17 protein-coding genes are annotated in these 21,994 nt (G+C 54.5%); 15 read left to right on the top strand and 2 right to left on the bottom strand.

Annotated features, from left to right (window positions below; translation table 11 throughout):
• Window positions 1-203 precede the first annotated feature (203 nt).
• From tal to IB226_RS12605, 3 genes are all read left to right on the top strand, one after another.
• Window positions 204-1,157, top strand: coding sequence for a transaldolase (tal, locus tag IB226_RS12615; RefSeq protein ID WP_137385129.1), 954 nt, complete (start codon window positions 204-206; stop codon window positions 1,155-1,157).
• A 120-nt stretch (window positions 1,158-1,277) separates the two neighbouring features.
• Window positions 1,278-1,865, top strand: a complete 588-nt coding sequence (mog, locus tag IB226_RS12610; protein ID WP_101762156.1) for a molybdopterin adenylyltransferase — start codon at window positions 1,278-1,280, stop codon at window positions 1,863-1,865.
• A gap of 110 nt (window positions 1,866-1,975) precedes the next feature.
• On the top strand, window positions 1,976-3,286 hold the full coding sequence (locus IB226_RS12605) for an MFS transporter (RefSeq protein ID WP_192235756.1): 1,311 nt from the start codon (window positions 1,976-1,978) through the stop codon (window positions 3,284-3,286).
• Between the two features lie 38 nt (window positions 3,287-3,324).
• On the opposite strand, the gene satP is transcribed toward IB226_RS12605, so the two are convergent.
• Window positions 3,325-3,885 carry an acetate uptake transporter gene (gene satP / locus IB226_RS12600; protein ID WP_192235754.1) on the bottom strand — a complete coding sequence of 187 codons (561 nt, stop codon included), beginning with the start codon at window positions 3,883-3,885 and terminating at the stop codon, window positions 3,325-3,327.
• A gap of 300 nt (window positions 3,886-4,185) precedes the next feature.
• Here satP and dnaK point away from each other — a divergent pair, with 300 nt between their 5' ends.
• The 4 genes from dnaK (at window position 4,186) to nhaR (ending at window position 9,675) form a co-directional block, all read left to right on the top strand.
• Window positions 4,186-6,090 (top strand): molecular chaperone DnaK, encoded by a 1,905-nt coding sequence (dnaK, locus tag IB226_RS12595; protein ID WP_101762153.1) that lies wholly within the window; start codon window positions 4,186-4,188, stop codon window positions 6,088-6,090.
• 104 nt (window positions 6,091-6,194) lie between these two features.
• Window positions 6,195-7,328, top strand: a complete 1,134-nt coding sequence (gene dnaJ / locus IB226_RS12590; RefSeq protein ID WP_101762152.1) for a molecular chaperone DnaJ — start codon at window positions 6,195-6,197, stop codon at window positions 7,326-7,328.
• A gap of 231 nt (window positions 7,329-7,559) precedes the next feature.
• Window positions 7,560-8,738 carry a Na+/H+ antiporter NhaA gene (nhaA, locus tag IB226_RS12585; RefSeq protein WP_192235752.1) on the top strand — a complete coding sequence of 393 codons (1,179 nt, stop codon included), beginning with the start codon at window positions 7,560-7,562 and terminating at the stop codon, window positions 8,736-8,738.
• Window positions 8,739-8,772: 34 nt separating this feature from the next.
• Window positions 8,773-9,675, top strand: a complete 903-nt coding sequence (gene nhaR / locus IB226_RS12580; RefSeq protein ID WP_101762150.1) for a transcriptional activator NhaR — start codon at window positions 8,773-8,775, stop codon at window positions 9,673-9,675.
• 53 nt (window positions 9,676-9,728) lie between these two features.
• Here the strand turns inward: nhaR and rpsT are convergent, their stop codons facing one another.
• Window positions 9,729-9,992 (bottom strand): 30S ribosomal protein S20, encoded by a 264-nt coding sequence (gene rpsT, locus IB226_RS12575; RefSeq protein WP_036619798.1) that lies wholly within the window; start codon window positions 9,990-9,992, stop codon window positions 9,729-9,731.
• Window positions 9,993-10,310: 318 nt separating this feature from the next.
• Here rpsT and ribF point away from each other — a divergent pair, with 318 nt between their 5' ends.
• The 8 genes from ribF (at window position 10,311) to carB (ending at window position 21,903) form a co-directional block, all read left to right on the top strand.
• Entirely contained in the window at window positions 10,311-11,249 is a 939-nt protein-coding gene (gene ribF, locus IB226_RS12570; protein WP_101762149.1) for a bifunctional riboflavin kinase/FAD synthetase, read from the top strand.
• 27 nt (window positions 11,250-11,276) lie between these two features.
• A complete protein-coding gene (gene ileS / locus IB226_RS12565; RefSeq protein WP_192235750.1) occupies window positions 11,277-14,096 on the top strand; it encodes an isoleucine--tRNA ligase in 2,820 nt (939 codons plus the stop codon).
• A complete protein-coding gene (gene lspA / locus IB226_RS12560; protein ID WP_101762147.1) occupies window positions 14,096-14,602 on the top strand; it encodes a signal peptidase II in 507 nt (168 codons plus the stop codon). The genes ileS and lspA overlap by 1 nt, the downstream gene beginning before the upstream one ends.
• 3 nt (window positions 14,603-14,605) lie before the next feature.
• Complete coding sequence (fkpB, locus tag IB226_RS12555; protein ID WP_101762146.1) at window positions 14,606-15,076, top strand: FKBP-type peptidyl-prolyl cis-trans isomerase; 471 nt, start codon at window positions 14,606-14,608, stop codon at window positions 15,074-15,076.
• Complete coding sequence (ispH, locus tag IB226_RS12550) at window positions 15,057-16,010, top strand: 4-hydroxy-3-methylbut-2-enyl diphosphate reductase (protein WP_064737614.1); 954 nt, start codon at window positions 15,057-15,059, stop codon at window positions 16,008-16,010. The genes fkpB and ispH overlap by 20 nt, the downstream gene beginning before the upstream one ends.
• Window positions 16,011-16,231: 221 nt before the next feature.
• Entirely contained in the window at window positions 16,232-17,047 is an 816-nt protein-coding gene (dapB, locus tag IB226_RS12545; RefSeq protein WP_192235748.1) for a 4-hydroxy-tetrahydrodipicolinate reductase, read from the top strand.
• 469 nt (window positions 17,048-17,516) lie between these two features.
• Complete coding sequence (gene carA, locus IB226_RS12540; RefSeq protein ID WP_101762144.1) at window positions 17,517-18,665, top strand: glutamine-hydrolyzing carbamoyl-phosphate synthase small subunit; 1,149 nt, start codon at window positions 17,517-17,519, stop codon at window positions 18,663-18,665.
• 13 nt (window positions 18,666-18,678) lie between these two features.
• Window positions 18,679-21,903 (top strand): carbamoyl-phosphate synthase large subunit, encoded by a 3,225-nt coding sequence (gene carB / locus IB226_RS12535; RefSeq protein ID WP_101762143.1) that lies wholly within the window; start codon window positions 18,679-18,681, stop codon window positions 21,901-21,903.
• Window positions 21,904-21,994 lie beyond the last annotated feature (91 nt).

The following is a 21,994-nucleotide window of genomic DNA, read 5'->3' as shown; positions in this document are numbered from 1 at the left end:
CCTCTTTGACCCGCAGGTTTATCAGGGAATTGAAGGGAAAATGTCGCAAGGAGTGTAGCAAAAAAGCGGCATGGATCGGCAAATCGCTCCCATTTGTTAGCGCTATCGTAAAGGGCACTTCGTGGTGTTGCGCCGTCACTTGTGCGTGATATTATCGCAACAGCCTTTTACACCCTGACAGTCAACCTAAGAGAAAGAGAACCATGACGGACAAACTTACTTCCTTGCGTCAGCTGACTACTGTGGTCGCCGACACCGGTGATATCGCGGCGATGAAACTTTACCAGCCGCAGGACGCGACCACGAACCCTTCTTTGATTCTCAACGCCGCTCAAATCCCTGAATACCGCAAACTGATTGACGAAGCCATTACCTGGGCACGTCAGCAGAGCAGCAACAAAGAAGATCAGCTGGCGCTGGTTTCTGACAAGCTGGCCGTCAACATTGGTCTGGAAATTCTCAAACTGATCCCTGGTCGCATCTCGACTGAAGTCGATGCGCGCCTCTCTTACGACACTGAAGCGAGCATCGCTAAAGCGCGTAGCCTGATCAAACTGTACAACGATGCGGGCATCAGCAATGACCGTATCCTGATCAAACTGGCGTCAACCTGGCAGGGCATTCGTGCTGCTGAGCAGCTGGAAAAAGAAGGTATCAACTGTAACCTGACGCTGCTGTTCTCCTTCGCGCAGGCGCGTGCCTGTGCCGAAGCGGGCGTGTTCCTGATCTCCCCATTCGTTGGCCGTATCCTCGACTGGTACAAGCAGAACACCGATAAGAAAGAGTATGCAGCCCACGAAGATCCAGGCGTGGTGTCTGTGGCTGAAATCTACAGCTACTACAAGCAGCACGGTTATGAAACCGTGGTAATGGGCGCAAGCTTCCGTAACGTTGGTGAAATCATTGAGCTGGCTGGCTGCGACCGTCTGACCATCTCTCCGGGCCTGCTGAAAGAGCTGGCTGAGAGCGAAGGCACCGTTGAGCGTAAACTGAGCTACACCGGCGAAGTGAAAGCGCGTCCAGCGAAGATGACCGAAGCTGAGTTCTTCTGGCAGCACAACCAGGATCCAATGGCCGTTACCAAACTGGCTGAAGGTATCCGCAACTTTGCCATCGATCAGGGCAAACTTGAGAAGATGATCGCCGAGCTGCTGTAAGGTGATTGGCCGTGGCGGCAACCGCTGCCACGGTTTTACGTTTTTTCCCCCGCTTCTTGTATTATCCTTCTAACTACTCACGTCATTTGCTGCCATGCAGCTAACCACAGCGATAACTCTATGGATACTTTACGAATTGGATTAATTTCCGTTTCCGATCGTGCTGCTAACGGCATCTATCAGGATCAGGGCATTCCGGCGTTAGAGAGCTGGCTCACCGCCGCGCTGGCTACGCCGTTTGAAATTGAAACGCGTCTGGTGCCGGATGAGCAGCCAATGATTGAGCAGGCGATTTGCGAGCTGGTCGATGAGCTGTTCTGCAATTTGGTCCTCACCACCGGCGGCACCGGACCGGCGCGGCGTGATGTGACGCCAGATGCCACATTGGCGGTTGCCGACCGTGAAATGCCGGGCTTCGGCGAGCAGATGCGCCAAATTAGCCTGCAATTTGTGCCGACCGCTATTTTGTCTCGCCAGGTTGGCGTGATCCGCAAGCAGTCGCTGATCCTCAATCTGCCGGGCCAGCCAAAATCCATTAAAGAGACGCTGGAAGGGCTGAAAGCGGAAGATGGAACGGTAAAGGTGCCGGGGATTTTTGCCGCTGTACCTTATTGTTTACAGCTACTGGAAGGGCCGTATGTGGAAACTCATGCCGATGTGGTAGCAGCTTTTCGCCCCAAAAGCGCCCGTCGTGAGACAAATGACTAAAAATCGGCATTTTCAGGCATAAAATCCAGCGGCACTGGTGTGGCAAAATATTGACGGTATAGTAATTCAATCTTTACATAAGTTGTTTTGCCTCTGGATACCGCTGGATTATGGATACGCACGCAACGCGCCGACTCAACGGGCAGGATTACAAAACCCTGTCGCTGGCCGCCCTTGGTGGGGCGCTGGAATTCTACGACTTCATTATCTTCGTCTTCTTTGCCGCCGTGATTGGCGAACTGTTCTTCCCGCCTGACATTCCTGAATGGTTGCGTCAGGTGCAGACTTTCGCCATCTTTGCTGCGGGTTATCTGGCGCGTCCGTTAGGCGGCATTATCATGGCGCACTTTGGTGACAAAGTGGGGCGTAAGAAGATGTTCAGCCTCAGTATTCTGCTGATGGCGCTGCCGACGTTGGCGATGGGCGCATTGCCCACTTATGCCAGCATTGGCATCGCTGCGCCGTTATTGATGCTGCTAATGCGCGTGCTGCAAGGCGCGGCTATCGGCGGTGAAGTGCCTGGCGCGTGGGTGTTTGTCGCCGAACATGTGCCTGAAAAACGCATTGGTTTTGCCTGCGGCACGCTGACCGCAGGCTTAACCGCAGGGATTCTGCTCGGTTCGCTGGTGGCAACGGTGCTGAACACCACGCTGTCACCGGCTGCGATGCGCGATCATGGCTGGCGCATTCCTTTCTTCCTCGGCGGTGTGTTTGGCTTGCTGGCGATGTATCTGCGTCGCTGGCTGCATGAAACCCCGGTGTTCCAGCAGATGCAGCAGCGTAAAGCGCTGGCAGAAAAAATGCCGCTGCAAACCATTTTTGCCAGCCATAAGCGCGGCATCGTAATTTCGATGCTGCTCACCTGGCTTCTGTCGGCCTGCATTGTGGTGGTGATTTTGATGGCGCCGACGCTGATGCAAAAACAGCATGGCATTCCCGCCGCGCTCAGTCTGCAGGCCAACAGCTTCGCCACCATTATGCTGCTGCTGGGTTGTGTTATCGCCGGATGGCTGGTGGATCGCTTCGGCGCGGCGCGTTCGCTGATGGTCGGTTCAATACTGCTGGCGATCGGCAGCTGGAACTTCTTCCATCAGTTAAGTAGCACGCCGGAAATGCTGTTTGTTTGGTACGGTTTAGCGGGCCTGAGCGTGGGGGTCGTCGGTGTAGTGCCGTTGGTGATGGTGCGCGCATTCCCGGCGGCGGTGCGCTTTACCGGCATCTCATTCTCGTACAATGTTGCTTACGCGATTTTCGGTGGTCTGACGCCGATTAGCGTAACGCTGATGATGAGCCTGACGCCAATGGCGCCTGCCTGGTATGTGCTGGCGCTGGCGATAATTGGCTTTATGGTGGGAATCTGGCTGTGGCGCGATAGCCGTCAGCAGTATGCGCAGTTAGATATGTCGCTGCACTCGTCATAATGCAAAAAGCGGAGCCAAACAGCTCCGCTATTCATTTGTCACTCGCCGATCGGCAATACCGTACGACCAAACTTCTCGTTCAGCACTTCGCCCATCGCCAGATAGAACGCACTCGAACCGCAAATAATGCCAATCCAGCCGGCAACGCGCAGCAACCCCGCGTTGTCGGTCAGGTGGCCGATAGCCAGCAGCGCAAACAGCAGCGTCAGGCTGGCGAAGATGAACTGCAGCATTTTCGGTGACTTCAGCGTGCCGAAAAACAGGAATGCAGTGAACACGCCCCACAGCGCGAGATACGCGCCAAGGAAGTGGCCGTCGGCCGCCTCTGCCAGCCCCAGTTTCGGCAGCAGCAGAATTGCCACCAACGTTAACCAGAAGCTGCCGTAAGAGGTAAAGGCGGTCAGCCCGAAGGTGTCGCCTTTCTTATATTCCAGCAGCCCGGCAAAAATTTGCGCGATGCCGCCGTAGAAAATCCCCATCGCCAGGATGATCACATCCATCGCAAACAGGCCGGTGTTGTGTAAGTTGAGCAGGATGGTGGTCATACCGAATCCCATCAGGCCCAACGGGGCGGGATTCGCCAGCGTGGTATTGCTCATAATTCCTCAGAAGCAGCGTTGAAGATGTTGTTCGTGTTTTACACCCGCGCAAACCGCTGGGGGCGCGAGGCGCTGCATAATAAGCGGCCTCTTTTTGGCCAACTTTGATCTGAATCGACGAGAGAATGAAATTTTTTTTAGTTTTAACCCTTGATGCGCATCGAACCGGCCCCATTTACTTGTCATCGAGCGTTGTGAGGCAGCAAAAAAAGCCTGCTTCAGCAGTTGAAAGCGGTCAGTTTGACCGCATCTCTGTTTCACAACCCAAATTGGCAAAGAATTTAAGTAGGAGACGTTTAGATGGGCAAGATTATTGGTATTGACTTGGGTACAACCAACTCATGTGTTGCAGTTATGGATGGTGGTAAAGCACGCGTACTGGAAAACGCCGAAGGCGATCGCACCACGCCGTCGATCATTGCGTATGCACAGGATGGCGAAACTCTGGTGGGTCAACCGGCTAAACGTCAGTCTGTGACCAACCCGCAGAACACCCTGTTTGCGATCAAGCGCCTGATTGGCCGTCGCTTCCAGGACGAAGAAGTACAGCGTGATATTAAAATTATGCCGTACAAAATCATCGGCGCAGATAACGGCGACGCATGGCTGGACGTAAAAGGCCAGAAAATGGCACCGCCGCAGATTTCTGCTGAAGTGCTGAAAAAGATGAAGAAAACCGCGGAAGATTTCCTCGGTGAAGCCGTCACTGAAGCGGTTATTACCGTTCCAGCTTACTTCAACGATGCGCAGCGTCAGGCGACCAAAGACGCCGGCCGTATCGCGGGTCTGGAAGTAAAACGTATCATCAACGAACCAACCGCAGCTGCACTGGCTTACGGCCTGGATAAAGGTCAGGGCAACCGCACCATCGCGGTATACGACCTGGGCGGTGGTACTTTCGATATCTCAATCATTGAGATCGATGACGTTGATGGCGAGAAAACCTTTGAAGTTCTGGCAACCAACGGTGATACCCACCTTGGTGGTGAAGACTTCGATAGCCGTCTGATTAACTATCTGGTGGCTGAATTTAAGAAAGATCAGGGCATCGATCTGCACAACGATCCGCTGGCCATGCAGCGTCTGAAAGAAGCGGCAGAGAAAGCCAAGATCGAGCTGTCTTCAGCACAGCAGACCGACGTTAACCTGCCGTACATCACGGCGGATGCGACCGGTCCTAAGCACCTGAACATCAAAGTAACACGTGCGAAACTGGAATCACTGGTTGAAGACCTGGTTTCTCGCTCTATCGAGCCGTTGAAAGTGGCTCTGCAGGATGCGGGTTTGTCTGTTTCAGACATCAACGACGTGATCCTGGTGGGCGGTCAAACGCGTATGCCAATGGTTCAGGCCAAAGTGACTGAGTTCTTTGGTAAAGAGCCACGTAAAGATGTGAACCCGGATGAAGCGGTCGCCGTGGGTGCTGCGGTTCAGGGCGGCGTGTTGGCGGGTGAAGTGAAAGACGTTCTGCTGCTGGACGTGACTCCGCTGTCGCTGGGTATCGAAACCATGGGCGGCGTGATGACTTCGCTGATTAGCAAGAACACCACCATCCCAACCAAGCACAGCCAGGTGTTCTCTACCGCTGAAGACAATCAGTCTGCCGTGACCATTCACGTGCTGCAGGGTGAGCGCAAGCGTTCAGGCGATAACAAATCCTTGGGCCAGTTCAACCTCGACGGTATCCAGGCTGCACCGCGCGGTATGCCGCAGATCGAAGTCACCTTCGATATCGATGCAGATGGTATCCTGCACGTGTCTGCGAAAGACAAAAACAGCGGTAAAGAGCAGAAGATCACCATCAAGGCTTCTTCTGGTCTGAATGAAGAAGAGATCGAAAAAATGGTGCGTGACGCGGAAGCGAACGCCGAGTCTGACCGCAAGTTCGAAGAGCTGGTTCAGACCCGTAACCAGGGCGATCAGATTTCGCACAGCACCCGTAAGCAGCTGGACGAAGCGGGCGACAAACTGTCTGCTGACGACAAAGCGCCAATCGAAGCTGCGTTGACCGAGCTGAACACCGCGCTGAAAGGCGAAGACAAAGCAGAAATCGAAGCCAAAATGCAGGCATTGATGGAAGTGTCCAGCAAACTGATGGAGCTGGCACAGCAGCAGGGTCAGGCAGCTGATGCAGGCGATGCTTCTGCACAGAAAGAAGACGACGTTGTCGACGCTGAGTTCGAAGAAGTTAAAGACAAAAAATAATTGCCCCTGACCGGGCGCGACGGCTGGCCTGACAGCCGTTGAAACCAGCACGGGCGTAGGAGATCTCTCCACGCCCGTGCGATCATGTTAAGGGCAGAACAAATATGGCTAAGAGTGATTTATACGAGATCTTAGGCGTCTCTAAATCCGCAGATGAGCGTGAAATCAAAAAGGCTTATAAGCGCCTGGCGATGAAATACCATCCGGACCGTAATCCGGACAATAAAGAAGCCGAAGCGAAGTTTAAAGAAATTAAGGAAGCCTACGAAATTCTGACCGACGCACAGAAGCGTGCGGCCTACGACCAATATGGTCACGCAGCCTTTGAACAAGGCGGCATGGGCGGCGGTGGTGGCTTCGGCGGCGGCGGTGCTGACTTCAGCGATATCTTTGGCGACGTATTTGGCGATATTTTTGGTGGTGGCCGCCGTCAGCGTGCCGCTCGTGGCGCCGATTTACGCTACAACATGGAGCTAACGCTGGAAGAAGCGGTACGCGGCGTGACCAAAGAGATCCGCATTCCAACACTGGAAGAGTGCGATGTCTGCCACGGCAGCGGCGCGAAAGCGGGGACCAAACCGCAGACCTGTCATACCTGTCATGGCGCAGGCCAGGTGCAGATGCGTCAGGGCTTCTTCACTGTGCAGCAGGCGTGTCCGACCTGTCACGGTCGCGGTTCAGTGATCAAAGATCCTTGCAATGCTTGTCATGGTCACGGTCGCGTTGAGCGCAGTAAAACCCTGTCGGTGAAAATTCCAGCAGGCGTGGATACCGGCGATCGCATTCGTCTGACCGGCGAAGGTGAAGCGGGCGAACAGGGCGCACCAGCGGGCGATCTGTACGTTCAGGTTTCGGTGAAAAAGCACCCGATCTTCGAGCGTGAAGATAACAACCTATATTGCGAAGTGCCGATTAACTTTGCGATGGCAGCATTAGGTGGCGAGATTGAAGTGCCGACGCTTGATGGACGTGTGAACCTGAAAGTGCCTTCTGAAACGCAAACTGGCAAGCTGTTCCGCATGCGCGGTAAAGGCGTGAAATCGGTGCGTGGCGGTGCGGTAGGCGATTTGCTGTGTCGTGTGGTGGTGGAAACGCCAGTTAGCCTCAATGACAAACAGAAAGCGTTACTGCGTGAACTGGAAGAGAGTTTTGGCGGCCCGAGCGGCGAGAAAAACAGCCCGCGCTCCAAAAGCTTCCTCGACGGCGTGAAGAAGTTTTTTGACGATTTAACACGTTAATCCCGTCTGGCATGCTTAATAAAGCGGAGAGGAAACTCTCCGCTTTTTTTATGTTTTCCCGCCAACGCGTCGCTCCTGATAGAAGCTCAATCTGCCTGGCGTGAGATAAAAGCAGAAACCCTCTCGTAATGCATCGGTATTATCGAGTCGTTAACGAGACATAAGCTGCTTTTAACGAGGTGTATGAGTCGCTACACTTCCCAGCCTAAATGTCTCTACTCAGGAGGAGTTGTGAACAAACCCCGTTCTCTTCGAAGCTTACTGAAAAGCTTTATTGCCAGTGATGCCAGCAACGGCATGGTGCTGATTCTGGCGGCCGTCGCGGCAATGATTTTGGCTAACAGCGTGGAAACCGCTCAAGCTTATCAATCGTTTCTCGCCGAGCCGGTGCAGATTCGTTTCGGTGCATTAGACATCAGCAAAAACCTGCTGCTGTGGATCAACGATGCCATGATGGCGCTGTTTTTCCTGTTAATAGGTTTGGAAGTGAAACGTGAACTGATCACCGGTGAACTCGCCAGCCGCGATCGCGCCATTTTCCCGGTGATTGCGGCAATTGGCGGCATGGTTATGCCGGGACTGATTTTCCTGATGCTTAATCATGGCGATCCTATTGCACGTAACGGCTGGGCAATTCCTACTGCTACTGATATCGCCTTTGCTTTGGGCGTGCTGGCACTGTTGGGCAGCCGCGTGCCAACCGCGCTGAAAGTGTTCCTGATGGCGCTGGCGATTATTGATGATCTCGGCGCTATCGTGATTATCGCGCTGTTCTACACCAGCGATCTCTCCGTGCTGTCGCTGAGCGTAGCGGCAGGTGCGATTGTGCTGCTGGCGATTCTCAATCGTTGCGGCGTGCGTAACATTGCCATCTATATGTTAGTCGGCATTGTGCTGTGGACGGCGGTGCTTAAATCGGGTGTGCACGCAACGTTAGCAGGCGTGATTGTTGGCTTCTTCGTGCCGCTGGAAGAGAAGAACGGCCATTCTCCAGCCGAGCATTTGGCGCATGGTTTAATGCCGTGGGTAAACTGGCTGATTCTGCCGCTGTTCGCTTTTGCCAACGCCGGCATTTCGCTGAGCGGCATTACCTTTATGGATACGCTGTCGCCAGAGCCGCTGGGCATCATTCTCGGCTTGCTGATTGGTAAACCGTTGGGTATCACGCTGTTCTGCTGGCTGGCGGTGAAGTGGCGGCTGGCGGTGTTGCCGGCGGGCACCACGATACGCGATATCATGGCGATTGGTGTGCTGTGCGGTATCGGCTTCACCATGTCGATCTTTATCAGTTCGCTGGCGTTTGATGCCGCCCATGAGCAACTGGTGACCTTCTCCAAGCTGGGGATTCTCAGTGGCTCGCTGCTCTCGGCGGTGATTGGTTACACGCTGCTGCGCATCAAATTGCGTTAAAAGAGGAAGGAGGCGAAAGCCTCCTTTTTTGCCGATGAATCAGCTGAACTTTAATCATCTCTACTATTTCTGGCAGGTGTGTAAAACCGGTTCGGTAGTGCGCGCGGCGGATGTGCTGTGCCTGGCGCCACAGACGGTTACTGGCCAGATTAAATCGCTGGAAGAGCAACTCGGTGGCGTGCTGTTTCGTCGTCAGGGGCGCGGTTTAGTGCCGACGGAGCTTGGTCAGCTGGTGTTCCGCTATGCCGACCGCATGTTCATGCTGAGCCAGGAGATGCTCGATATCGTTAACTACCGCAAAGAGTCGCATCTGCTGTTTGATGTTGGCGTAGCGGATGCCTTGTCTAAGCAACTGGTGAGCAAGGTGCTGCAGGCTGCGGTGGTGGCTGAAGAGGGAATCCATCTGCGCTGCTTTGAATCAACGCACGAGATGCTGTTGGAACAGTTAAGCCAGCACAAGCTGGATATGATTCTTTCCGATTGCCCAATTGATTCGACTCAGCAGGAAGGGCTGTTTTCGGTCAAGCTGGGCGAGTGTCCGATCAGCTTCTGGTGCAACACACCGTTACCGACGCTGCCGTTTCCTGCCAGCCTGGAAGAGCGGCGTTTGCTGATTCCGGGGCGTCGCTCGATGCTGGGTCGCAAACTGCTGAACTGGATTCACAGCCAGGGATTGCAGGTGGAGATTCTGGGCGAGTTTGATGATGCGGCATTAATGAAAGCTTTTGGTGCGCTGAACAACGCGATATTTGTGGCTCCGACGCTGTATGGCGACGAGATTTATCGGGATGACGCCATCAAAGAGATTGGGCGGTTGGATGCGGTAATGGAGGAGTATCACGTGATCTTTGCCGAACGGATGATTCAGCATCCGGCGGTACAGCGGATCTGTCATCGCGACTTTAGTGCGCTGTTTACCCCTGAATTGCAGGCATAAAAAAACCGGCTAAGCGCCGGTTCTTTTTTACAAAGCGATTAACAGACGGGCGATTAAGCCAGTTTGTTGATCTGAGCAGTCAGGTTTGCTTTATGACGTGCAGCTTTGTTTTTGTGGATCAGACCTTTAGCAGCCTGACGGTCCACGAGTGGTTGCATTTCGTTGAATGCGTTCTGCGCAGCAGCTTTGTCGCCTGTTGCGATAGCCGCGTATACTTTCTTGATGAAAGTACGCATCATTGAACGGTTGCTTGCGTTATGCTTGCGACGTTTCTCAGATGTTACGGCGCGTTTCTTAGCTGATTTGATATTAGCCAAGGTCCAACTCCCAAATGTGATCTATATGGACAAATCAAAGGCCGAGGACTATGCCTTTTGCGCCTTCTTATGTCAATGGATTTGTGCAAATAAGCGTCGTTTTATAAACAACACTCGATTACGTAATTGATGGCGCAGGATTCTACCAGCAACGCGGCGTTGAATACAGTATTTCGCAGCAAAAATCTTCAGATCCTTGCTAAGCAATTGCCCACGCGTGGAATAAGCCGCTCCAGAAGCAGGAAAGGCACGTATACGGGTTAACCTAAACGCCATTCAAGGGTATAATCCGCCGATTTCCACCGGTTTGAGTCAGCCATGAAGTTTATCCGCGGTATTTATAATCTGAAAGAGCAGCATCGCGGCTGCGTCCTGACCATTGGCAATTTCGACGGCGTACATCGCGGCCACCAGGCTTTGATGGCGCAGCTGATTGCCGAAGGACGAAAACGCAATCTGCCGGTGGTGGTGATGGTATTTGAGCCACAACCGCTTGAGCTGTTTGCCGGCGACAAAGCCCCGGCGCGCCTTACGCGTTTGCGTGAAAAGCTGAAGTACCTCGAACAAGCGGGCGTTGATGCCGTACTCTGCGTACGTTTTGATCGTCGCTTCGCTGCGCATTCGGCGCAGAGTTTTATTTCCGAATTGCTGGTAGACAAGCTCAACGTCAAGTTCCTGGCCGTCGGCGATGATTTCCGCTTCGGCGCTGGTCGCCAGGGGGATTTCCTGTTATTACAGAAAGCCGGTGCGGAGTATGGCTTTGAGGTTATCAGCACCCAGACTTATTGTGACAGCGGCAAGCGCATCAGCAGTACCGCCGTTCGTCAGGCGCTGGCGCAGGATGATTTTGCGCAAGCCGAAGCGCTGCTGGGCCATCCGTTCAGCATCTCAGGCCGCGTAGTGCACGGCGATGCACTCGGGCGCACTATCGGTTTCCCAACGGCTAATCTCCCTTTGCGTCGCACCGTTACGCCGGTTAAAGGCGTGTTTGCGGTGGCAGTGTTGGGCCTTGGCGATCAGCCGCTGCCCGGCGTGGCCAATATTGGTACGCGCCCAACGGTAAAAGGTTTACGTCAGCAGCTTGAAGTTCATCTGCTCGACACACATATGAATCTCTATGGGCGTCACATTGAAGTGGTGCTGAAACAGAAGATTCGCGATGAACAGCGTTTCGCTTCGCTGGACGCGCTGAAAGAACAAATTGCGAAAGATGTGGTGACAGCCCGCCAATTCTTTGGGCTAAAAACACCGGTTTAATGACCGAAATACGGAATCGAGAATCTGATGAGTGACTATAAATCTACCCTGAATTTGCCGGAAACGGGGTTCCCGATGCGTGGCGATCTGGCCAAGCGTGAACCGGGAATGCTGCAACGTTGGTATGATGACAACCTGTACGGCATCATCCGCGAAGCCAAAAAAGGGAAAAAAACCTTTATTTTGCACGATGGCCCTCCTTATGCGAACGGCAGCATTCATATTGGTCACTCAGTTAACAAGATTCTGAAAGACATTATCGTTAAGTCGAAAGGCATGGCGGGCTACGACTCGCCGTACGTTCCAGGTTGGGACTGCCACGGCTTGCCGATTGAGCACAAAGTTGAGCAGATGATTGGTAAGCCGGGCGAAAAAGTGAGCGCGGCTGAATTCCGTGCCGCTTGCCGCCAATATGCGGCAGAGCAGGTTGAAGGCCAGAAAAATGACTTCATCCGCCTCGGCGTGCTCGGTGACTGGGATCGTCCTTATCTGACGATGAATTTCCAGACCGAAGCCAACATCATCCGTGCGCTGGGTAAAATCATCGGCAACGGCCATCTGCACAAAGGCGCTAAGCCGGTGCACTGGTGCATGGATTGCCGTTCGGCGCTGGCTGAAGCGGAAGTGGAGTATTACGACAAAACTTCGCCATCCATCGATGTGATGTTCAATGCCGTGGATGCCGATGCGGTGCGCGCGAAGTTTGGCGTCGCTGCTTCAGAAGGCCCGGTTTCACTGGTGATTTGGACCACCACGCCGTGGACCATGCCAGCTAACCGCGGTATCTCGCTGCATCCAGAATTTGAATACCAGCTACTGCAGATCGACGGTCGCAGCCTGATTCTCGCCAAAGAGATGGTTGAGAGCGTGATGAAGCGCGCGGGTATCAGCGACTGGACCGTGCTGGGCGAATGCAACGGCGCGGCGCTGGAGCTGCAGCTGTTCCAGCATCCGTTCCTCGAGCAGATCCAATCGAAAGTGGTATTGGGTGATCACGTGACGCTGGAGGCCGGTACCGGTGCGGTACATACTGCGCCAGGCCACGGCCCGGATGACTATGTTATCGGTCAGAAATACGGTCTGGAAACCGCCAATCCGGTGGGGCCGGATGGCGCGTATCTGCCAGGCACCTACCCGACGCTGGATGGCGTAAACGTCTTTAAAGCCAACGACATGATCGTTGAGCTGCTGAAAGAGAAGGGCGCGTTGCTGCACGTGGAGAAACTGCTGCACAGCTACCCGCACTGCTGGCGTCATAAAACGCCAATCATCTTCCGTGCCACGCCACAATGGTTCATCAGCATGGATCAGAAAGGCCTGCGTGCGCAGTCGCTGAAAGAGATCAAAGGCGTGCAGTGGATCCCGGATTGGGGCCAGGCGCGTATCGAAGCGATGGTAGCGAACCGTCCGGACTGGTGTATCTCCCGTCAGCGTACGTGGGGCGTGCCGATGGCGCTGTTCGTGCATAAAGAGAGCGAGCAGCTGCATCCGGATACGCTGGAGCTGATGGAGAAAGTCGCGAAACGGGTTGAGCAGGACGGCATCCAGGCGTGGTGGGATCTCGATCCGCGCGACCTGATGGGCGACGACGCTGACCACTACGTCAAAGTGCCAGACACCTTAGACGTCTGGTTCGACTCCGGATCAACCAGCTACGCGGTGGTGGATGCGCGTCCGGAATTCGGCGGCCATACGCCAGATATGTACCTGGAAGGTTCGGATCAGCATCGCGGCTGGTTCATGTCTTCTCTGATGATCTCCACGGCGATGAAAGGCAAAGCGCCTTATCGTCAGGTACTGACGCACGGTTTCACCGTGGATGGTCAGGGCCGCAAGATGTCGAAATCGATCGGCAACACCGTGGCGCCGCAGGATGTAATGGATAAGCTGGGTGCGGACATTCTGCGTCTGTGGGTCGCTTCTACCGATTATTCCGGTGAGATGGCGGTCTCCGACGAAATCCTGAAGCGTGCCGCAGACAGCTATCGTCGTATCCGTAACACCGCGCGTTTCCTGCTGGCAAACCTTGCTGGCTTTAACCCGGCGACCGATTGCGTCAAGCCGGAAGAGATGGTGGTGGTGGATCGCTGGGCGGTTGGCCGTGCGCTGGCAGCGCAGCAGGATATCGTGCACTCCTACGAAAACTATGATTTCCACGAAGTGGTGCAGCGTCTGATGCACTTCTGCTCAATCGAAATGGGCTCGTTCTATCTCGATGTGATCAAAGATCGTCAGTACACCGCAAAAGGCGACAGCCTGGCGCGTCGCAGCTGCCAAACCGCGCTGTGGCACATTGTTGAAGCGCTGGTACGCTGGATGGCGCCAATCATGTCCTTCACCGCAGACGAAATCTGGGGCTACCTGCCGGGCGATCGCGCGAAGTACGTGTTCACCGAAGAGTGGTATCAGGATCTGTTTGGTCTGGCAGATAACGAAACGCTGAACGATGCCTATTGGGATGATGTGCTGAAAGTCCGCGGTGAAGTGAACAAGGTGATTGAGCAAGCGCGTAGCGACAAACGCATCGGCGGCGCACTGGAAGCGACGGTTACGCTGTATGCGGATGCCGAGCTGGCAGCCAAGCTGCAGGCGCTGGGTGATGAGCTGCGTTTCGTGCTGTTAACTTCAGGCGCGACCGTGGCGGATTACGCCACTGCCAGCGATGAAGCGCAGCAGAGCGAGCTGTTCAAAGGTCTGAAAATCGCGCTGCATAAAGCAGAAGGCGAGAAATGTCCGCGCTGCTGGCATTACACTACTGACGTTGGCCAGAATCCGGAGCATGCTGCGGTGTGTGGTCGTTGCTACACCAACGTCGCCGGCAATGGCGAACAGCGGAAATTTGCCTGATGAGTAAAGCGCTCTCTTCAACCGGTTTGCGCTGGCTTTGGCTGGTGCTGGTGGTGATTGCCATCGATTTTGGCAGCAAGATGTGGGTCATCAACAACATGATGCTGCATGAAACGCAGCCGCTGATGCCGTTCCTGAACCTGTTCTACGCGCATAATTATGGCGCGGCGTTCAGCTTCCTGGCCGACAAAGGCGGTTGGCAGCGCTGGTTCTTCGCCGGCATCGCCATCGCTATCGTGGTGGCGCTGTTGGTGATGATGTATCGCAACGCTGCCAGCAACAAATTAACCAATATTGCCTACGCCCTGATTATCGGCGGGGCATTGGGTAACCTGTTTGACCGTTCGTATCACGGCTTTGTGGTCGATTTTATCGACTTCTATGTCGGTGACTGGCACTTCGCGACTTTTAACATCGCCGACTGTGCCATCTGCATCGGCGCGGCGCTGGTGGTGCTGGAAGGTTTTCTCAGCCCGAACGGCAAACCGGCTAAACAGAAAGGGTAACTGATGACAGACTTAGTTCAGCGCGATAGCGCGTTGCTGGTGCATTTTACGCTGAAGCTGGAGGATGGCTCGACGGCCGAATCCACGCGCGCCAACGGCAAACCTGCGCTGTTCCGTCTGGGTGATGGCAGCCTGTCGGGCGCGCTGGAACAGCAGCTACTCGGACGTAAAGTGGGCGACAAGCACGCATTTACGCTGGAGCCGGAAGATGCGTTTGGCGGCACCAGCCCGGATCTGGTTCAGTACTTCTCACGTCGTGACTTTAACGATGCGGGCGAGCCGGAAGTCGGTGCCATCATGCTGTTCAGCGGCCGCGGCGGCAGCGAAATGCCTGGCGTGATCCGTGAAGTGTCCGGTGACTCGATAACCGTAGACTTCAACCATCCGCTGGCGGGCCAGCGCATTCAGTTTGACATTGAAGTGCTGGAGATTGATCCGGCGCTGGAGGCCAACGATGCAAATCCTGTTAGCTAACCCACGCGGTTTCTGCGCAGGCGTTGATCGCGCCATCAGCATCGTTGAGCGCGCGCTGGAGATGTACGGCGCGCCCATCTACGTGCGTCACGAAGTGGTGCATAACCGCTACGTGGTGAGTAGCTTGCGCGAACGTGGGGCGATCTTTATTGAAGAGATCGCTGAAGTGCCGGATAACGCCATTCTGATCTTCTCCGCGCACGGCGTATCGCAAGCGGTTCGCGCCGAAGCCAAAGCGCGTAACCTCACTATGCTGTTTGATGCGACCTGCCCGCTGGTGACCAAAGTGCATATGGAAGTGGCGCGCGCTAGCCGTAAAGGTGTTGAAGCGATTCTTATTGGTCACGCGGGGCATCCGGAAGTGGAAGGCACCATGGGCCAGTACAGCAATCCTAACGGCGGCATGTATCTGGTGGAATCGCCGGAAGATGTGTTCAAACTGAACGTCAAAGATGAGAGCAACCTGTGCTTTATGACGCAGACCACACTTTCAGTCGATGATACTTCGGACGTGATTGATGCACTGCGTCAGCGCTTCCCGGCGATTATCGGTCCACGTAAAGATGACATCTGCTACGCCACCACCAACCGTCAGGAAGCGGTACGCGTCTTAGCGCGTGATGCTGAAGTGGTGCTGGTAGTGGGATCAAAAAACTCCTCTAACTCGAACCGTCTGGCCGAACTGGCGCAGCGTGCTGGTAAGCTGGCGAAGCTGATTGATTCGGCTGATGACATCCAGGAAGAGTGGGTCAAAGACAAGCAGGTCATCGGCGTCACAGCGGGCGCTTCTGCTCCTGATATTCTGGTGCAACAGGTGATTCAGCGTCTGCGTGAGCTCGGCGGTGAAGCGGCGATTGAGCTGATTGGCCGTGAAGAGAACATCGTGTTTGAAGTACCAAAAGAGCTGCGCGTCGACGTGCGAAACGTGCAGTAAGCGGTTTACACCGCAGTAAAATCAGGCCGACATTGTTCGGCCTTTTCTTTGCCTGTCGCTGTAGAAAATCCTACTTCCAGCATGCGGGATTGCTTTTACTGATAATGTTTCGCGGCTGGCATAAAATTCTTATATCCCTTTATTATTGTGGCGTGACTGTTATCTGACCGTTAACCTGTTTACGCTTTACATGCATAGATTTGTATCAGGAATGAATAATTATGAGTGAAATCCGCATTGCTATCGTTGGTGCGCCGGGTCGCATGGGACGCAATTTGATTCAGGCCGTACAGCAGGCGGAAGGTGTTGCGCTTGGCGCAGCACTGGCGCGTAGCGGTTCGTCATTGCTGGGCGTAGATGCTGGCGAACTGGCGGGCATCGGCAAAACGGGCGTGATCGTCTCTGACGACCTGCAAAAGGTGGTTAACGACTTCGATGTCCTGATCGATTTCACCCGTCCGGAAGGCACGCTGGAGTATCTGGCATTTTGCCGACAGCACAGCAAAGCGATGGTGATCGGTACCACCGGTTTTGATGAAGCCGGTAAAGCGGCGATTCGCGCGGCTGCTGAAGAGATTGGCATCGTGTTCGCCGCTAACTTCAGCGTGGGCGTCAACCTGGTGCTAAATCTGCTGCAGCAGGCGGCGAAGGTGATGGGCGACTACGCGGACATTGAAATCGTTGAAGCGCACCATCGTCACAAAGTTGATGCACCATCAGGTACTGCGCTGGCGATGGGCGAAGCGATTGCCGATGCCATGAAGTGGAATCTGGATGAGCACGCGGTGTATACCCGTGAAGGTCATACCGGTGAGCGTAAAGCGCAAACCATCGGATTTGCTACCGTGCGCGCTGGTGATATCGTCGGCGAACATACCGCGATGTTTGCAGATATTGGTGAGCGCGTAGAGATTACCCATAAGGCTTCCAGCCGTATGACCTTTGCAAATGGTGCAGTTAAAGCGGCAAGCTGGTTAAAGAACAAGAAATCTGGCCTTTATGATATGCGTGATGTGCTGGATTTGTCGATGTTGTGAGTGTTGTGAACCATCGTGATGTGGTTATTTCAATTGGTAAGACTTTGATTGACGAGGGCAATGTGATCATTGCCCTTTATTTTATACGTAAATGACTGTTTTGCTATGTTATGGGTTCGAAATGCTTATTTATCGTAGTTAATGAGTGATTATCAGACTTGCGATGGCTAATTTTGACCGTTTGGTCAAAAATTAATGCGCGCCAGCACCAGTTTGCCATTATCGCCGTCAGGCAACCGATTATTTTTCCGAGTTATCTCACTCTTTTATCGCCTTTCACCGTTTTTAACATTCAGTTGCCCGAAATATACAAAAAAATAACCACATGTTGTAGACAAGGTGCGGGGCGATCATTAGAATGCGCGCAATTTGCCAAAATTCGAGTACTCAGGCGGGTTTTGCATTGATTCTGGTACTGCTTTTGAATTAATATGCAAATATTGTGACTGTTTATTCCCTGGAGGATGTTTTGATTAAGTCAGCGCTCTTGGTTCTGGAAGACGGAACCCAATTCCACGGTCGGGCCATCGGGGCTACGGGGTCGGCAGTGGGGGAAGTTGTTTTCAACACTTCAATGACCGGTTATCAAGAAATCCTCACTGATCCTTCCTATTCCCGCCAAATCGTTACCCTCACTTATCCCCATATCGGCAATGTTGGCGTTAACGCCGCCGATGAAGAATCCAGCCAAATCCATGCTCAAGGCCTCGTTATTCGCGATCTGCCGCTGATTACCAGCAACTTCCGCAGTGAAGAAAGTCTGGCAGCTTACCTGCAGCGCAATAACATCGTTGGCATCGCCGATATCGACACGCGCAAACTGACCCGTTTGCTCCGCGAGAAGGGTGCACAGAGCGGCTGCATTATTGCGGGTGATAATCCGGATGCCGCACTGGCGCTGCAGAAAGCGCAGGCGTTCCCAGGCTTGAAAGGCATGGATCTGGCGAAAGAAGTGACCACCGCGGAAACCTACGCGTGGCAGCAAGGTAGCTGGACACTGGAAGGTGACCTGCCGGAGCAGAAAACGGCGGAAGAGCTGCCGTTCCATGTGGTGGCGTACGATTACGGCGCTAAGCGCAACATCCTGCGTATGCTGGTGGATCGCGGCTGCCGCCTGACGGTCGTGCCGGCGCAAACTCCGGCGGAAGAGGTTCTGGCACTTAATCCAGACGGTATTTTCCTGTCGAACGGTCCTGGCGACCCGGAGCCATGCGACTACGCCATTAACGCCATTCAGGCGTTCCTGAAAACCGATGTTCCGGTATTCGGTATCTGCCTTGGGCACCAGCTGTTAGCGCTGGCGAGCGGTGCCAAAACCATCAAGATGAAACTCGGCCACCACGGCGGCAACCATCCGGTGAAGGATCTTGATAACAACACCGTGATGATCACCGCACAGAACCACGGTTTTGCGGTTGATGACAGCCAATTACCGGCCAATCTGCGCGTTACGCATGTGTCGCTGTTCGACCAAACCGTGCAGGGCATTCATCGCACTGACAAACCGGCCTTCAGCTTCCAGGGACACCCGGAAGCGAGCCCAGGCCCGCACGATGCGGCGCCACTGTTCGATCACTTTATCGAATTGATCAAAGCATACCGTTCTAACGCGAAGTAATCAGGAGCCCACGATGCCAAAACGTACAGACATAAAATCCATCCTGATTCTTGGTGCTGGCCCGATCGTTATCGGCCAGGCATGTGAATTTGACTACTCCGGTGCGCAGGCGTGTAAAGCGCTGCGTGAAGAGGGCTACCGCGTCATTCTGGTGAACTCGAACCCGGCAACCATTATGACCGACCCGGAAATGGCTGATGCGACCTATATCGAGCCGATTCACTGGGAAGTCGTACGCAAGATTATCGAAAAAGAGCGTCCGGATGCGGTGCTGCCAACCATGGGCGGCCAGACAGCGCTGAACTGTGCGCTGGAGCTGGAGCGTCAGGGCGTGCTGGCTGAGTTCGGCGTCACCATGATTGGTGCAACTGCCGATGCCATTGATAAAGCCGAAGATCGTCGTCGCTTCGACGTGGCGATGAAGAGCATTGGTCTGGGCACCGCTCGTTCCGGTATCGCGCATACCATGGAAGAAGCGCTGGCGGTGGCCGAAGACGTTGGCTTCCCGTGCATCATCCGCCCTTCCTTTACAATGGGCGGCACTGGCGGCGGTATCGCCTATAACCGCGAAGAGTTCGAAGAGATTTGCGAACGCGGTTTAGACTTGTCGCCAACCAATGAGCTGCTGATTGATGAGTCGCTGATTGGCTGGAAAGAGTACGAGATGGAAGTGGTACGTGATAAAAACGACAACTGCATCATCGTCTGCTCGATCGAAAACTTCGATGCAATGGGCATCCACACCGGTGACTCTATCACCGTGGCGCCCGCGCAAACTCTGACCGACAAAGAGTATCAAATCATGCGTAACGCCTCGCTGGCGGTACTGCGTGAAATCGGTGTCGAAACCGGTGGTTCGAACGTCCAGTTCTCGGTGAACCCGAAAGATGGCCGTATGATCGTCATCGAAATGAACCCACGCGTATCGCGTTCATCAGCGCTGGCTTCAAAAGCGACCGGCTTCCCGATTGCCAAAGTGGCGGCGAAACTGGCGGTGGGCTTTACCCTTGATGAGCTGATGAACGACATCACCGGCGGCTTAACGCCTGCGTCGTTCGAACCCTCTATCGACTACGTCGTTACCAAGATTCCTCGCTTCAACTTCGAGAAGTTCGCCGGTGCCAACGATCGTCTGACCACGCAGATGAAATCGGTCGGTGAAGTGATGGCGATTGGCCGCACGTTCCAGGAATCGATGCAGAAAGCGCTGCGCGGTCTGGAAGTCGGTGCCAACGGTTTCGACCCGAAAGTTAGCCTCGACGATCCAGAAGCGTTAACGCGCATTCGCCGCGAACTGAAAGATGCCGGTTCTGACCGTATCTGGTACATCGCCGATGCGTTCCGCGCCGGCATGTCAGTTGATGGTGTGTTCAACCTCACCAACATTGATCGCTGGTTCCTGGTGCAGATTGAAGAGCTGGTGCGTCTGGAAGAGCAGGTTGAACGCGAAGGTGTGAACTCGCTGAACGCGGAGTTCCTGCGCGCGCTGAAGCGTAAAGGCTTTGCTGATGTCCGTCTGGCCGCGCTGGCGGGCGTATCTGAGGGCGAAATCCGTAAGCTGCGTCAGCAATTTAACCTGCACCCGGTTTATAAACGCGTTGATACCTGCGCCGCTGAATTCGCCACCGACACCGCCTATATGTACTCAACCTACGAGGAAGAGTGCGAAGCCAATCCAAACCAGGATCGTGAAAAAATCATGATTCTGGGCGGCGGTCCAAACCGTATCGGCCAGGGCATCGAGTTTGATTACTGCTGCGTGCATGCGGCGCTGGCGCTGCGTGAAGACGGTTACGAGACCATCATGGTCAACTGTAACCCGGAAACCGTCTCAACCGACTACGACACCTCGGATCGCCTCTACTTCGAGCCGGTCACGCTGGAAGATGTGCTTGAAATCGTGCGTATCGAGAAGCCGAAAGGCGTCATCGTACAGTACGGCGGCCAGACGCCGCTGAAACTGGCACGCGCGCTGGAAGCGGCTGGCGTGCCGGTGATTGGTACCAGCCCGGACTCGATTGACCGTGCAGAAGACCGTGAGCGTTTCCAGCAGGCGGTTGATCGCCTGAGCCTGAAGCAGCCGGCTAACGCCACCGTTGCCACGCTGGAACAGGCCGTTGAGAAAGCAGCTGGGATCGGTTATCCGCTGGTGGTGCGTCCTTCTTATGTGCTGGGCGGCCGCGCGATGGAGATCGTTTACGACGAAATCGACCTGAAGCGTTACTTCCAGACGGCGGTGTCGGTCTCTAACGATGCGCCAGTGCTGCTGGATCGCTTCCTCGATGATGCGGTTGAAGTGGATGTCGATGCGATTTGCGACGGCGAGCGCGTGCTGATTGGCGGCATCATGGAGCACATCGAGCAGGCGGGCGTGCACTCCGGTGACTCCGCGTGTTCACTGCCGGCCTACACGCTGAGCACTGAAATCCAGAACGTGATGCGTCAGCAGGTGGAAAAACTGGCCTTCGAGCTGAACGTACGTGGCCTGATGAACGTGCAGTTCGCGGTGAAGGACAATGAAGTTTACCTGATTGAGGTGAATCCACGTGCCGCGCGTACCGTGCCGTTCGTGTCGAAAGCCACTGGCGTGGCGCTGGCGAAGGTTGCCGCGCGCGTGATGGCAGGTAAAACGCTGGCTGAGCAGGGCGTCACTAAAGAAGTGATTCCACCGTATTACTCGGTGAAAGAAGTGGTGCTGCCGTTCAACAAGTTCCCAGGCGTTGACCCGATTCTCGGCCCAGAGATGCGCTCTACCGGTGAAGTGATGGGCGTCGGTCGCACCTTCGCTGAAGCCTTCGCCAAAGCGATGCTGGGTGCCCAGAGCAACATGAAGAAAACCGGTCGCGCGTTGCTGTCAGTGCGTGAAGGCGATAAGAAACGTATCGTCGACCTGGCGGCAAAACTGCAGAAGTTTGGTTTCGAGCTGGATGCGACACACGGTACCGCTGTGGTGCTGGGCGAAGCGGGCATCAATCCACGTCTGGTAAACAAGGTGCATGAAGGTCGTCCGCACATTCAGGATCGCCTGAAGAATGGCGAATATACCTACATCGTCAACACCACGGCGGGACGTCAGGCGATTGAAGACTCCAAGCTGATTCGTCGTAGCGCGCTGCAGTACAAAGTGCATTACGACACCACGCTGAACGGCGGTTTTGCCACAGCGATGGCGCTGAACGCGGATCCGACAGAGCAGGTAATTTCGGTGCAGGAAATGCACGCGCAAATTAAAGGCTGATTCCAGCTGGCTACCCATTCACGGCTCCTGCGGGGGCCGTTTTTTTATCCTTTTACCAATGCCCGCATTTCCTTATCTGTAAAAATCCTAT

This window comes from Pantoea sp. PNT03, from assembly GCF_014852515.1.
Taxonomy (GTDB): domain Bacteria; phylum Pseudomonadota; class Gammaproteobacteria; order Enterobacterales; family Enterobacteriaceae; genus Pantoea; species Pantoea leporis.
This window is presented reverse-complemented; position numbering and strand designations above follow the sequence as displayed.

Excerpts from the sequence above, each read along its gene's own strand:
- mog (WP_101762156.1), top strand. The coding sequence starts at position 1,278 with ATGGATACTTTACGAATTGGATTAATTTCCGTTTCCGATCGTGCTGCT.
- dnaJ (WP_101762152.1), top strand. The coding sequence starts at position 6,195 with ATGGCTAAGAGTGATTTATACGAGATCTTAGGCGTCTCTAAATCCGCA.
- ileS (WP_192235750.1), top strand. The coding sequence starts at position 11,277 with ATGAGTGACTATAAATCTACCCTGAATTTGCCGGAAACGGGGTTCCCG.
- satP (WP_192235754.1), bottom strand. The coding sequence starts at position 3,885 with ATGAGCAATACCACGCTGGCGAATCCCGCCCCGTTGGGCCTGATGGGA.
- carB (WP_101762143.1), top strand. The coding sequence starts at position 18,679 with ATGCCAAAACGTACAGACATAAAATCCATCCTGATTCTTGGTGCTGGC.
- dapB (WP_192235748.1), top strand. The coding sequence starts at position 16,232 with ATGAGTGAAATCCGCATTGCTATCGTTGGTGCGCCGGGTCGCATGGGA.
- ispH (WP_064737614.1), top strand. The coding sequence starts at position 15,057 with ATGCAAATCCTGTTAGCTAACCCACGCGGTTTCTGCGCAGGCGTTGAT.
- tal (WP_137385129.1), top strand. The coding sequence starts at position 204 with ATGACGGACAAACTTACTTCCTTGCGTCAGCTGACTACTGTGGTCGCC.
- dnaK (WP_101762153.1), top strand. The coding sequence starts at position 4,186 with ATGGGCAAGATTATTGGTATTGACTTGGGTACAACCAACTCATGTGTT.
- nhaR (WP_101762150.1), top strand. The coding sequence starts at position 8,773 with ATGAATCAGCTGAACTTTAATCATCTCTACTATTTCTGGCAGGTGTGT.
- ribF (WP_101762149.1), top strand. The coding sequence starts at position 10,311 with ATGAAGTTTATCCGCGGTATTTATAATCTGAAAGAGCAGCATCGCGGC.
- fkpB (WP_101762146.1), top strand. The coding sequence starts at position 14,606 with ATGACAGACTTAGTTCAGCGCGATAGCGCGTTGCTGGTGCATTTTACG.
- IB226_RS12605 (WP_192235756.1), top strand. The coding sequence starts at position 1,976 with ATGGATACGCACGCAACGCGCCGACTCAACGGGCAGGATTACAAAACC.
- lspA (WP_101762147.1), top strand. The coding sequence starts at position 14,096 with ATGAGTAAAGCGCTCTCTTCAACCGGTTTGCGCTGGCTTTGGCTGGTG.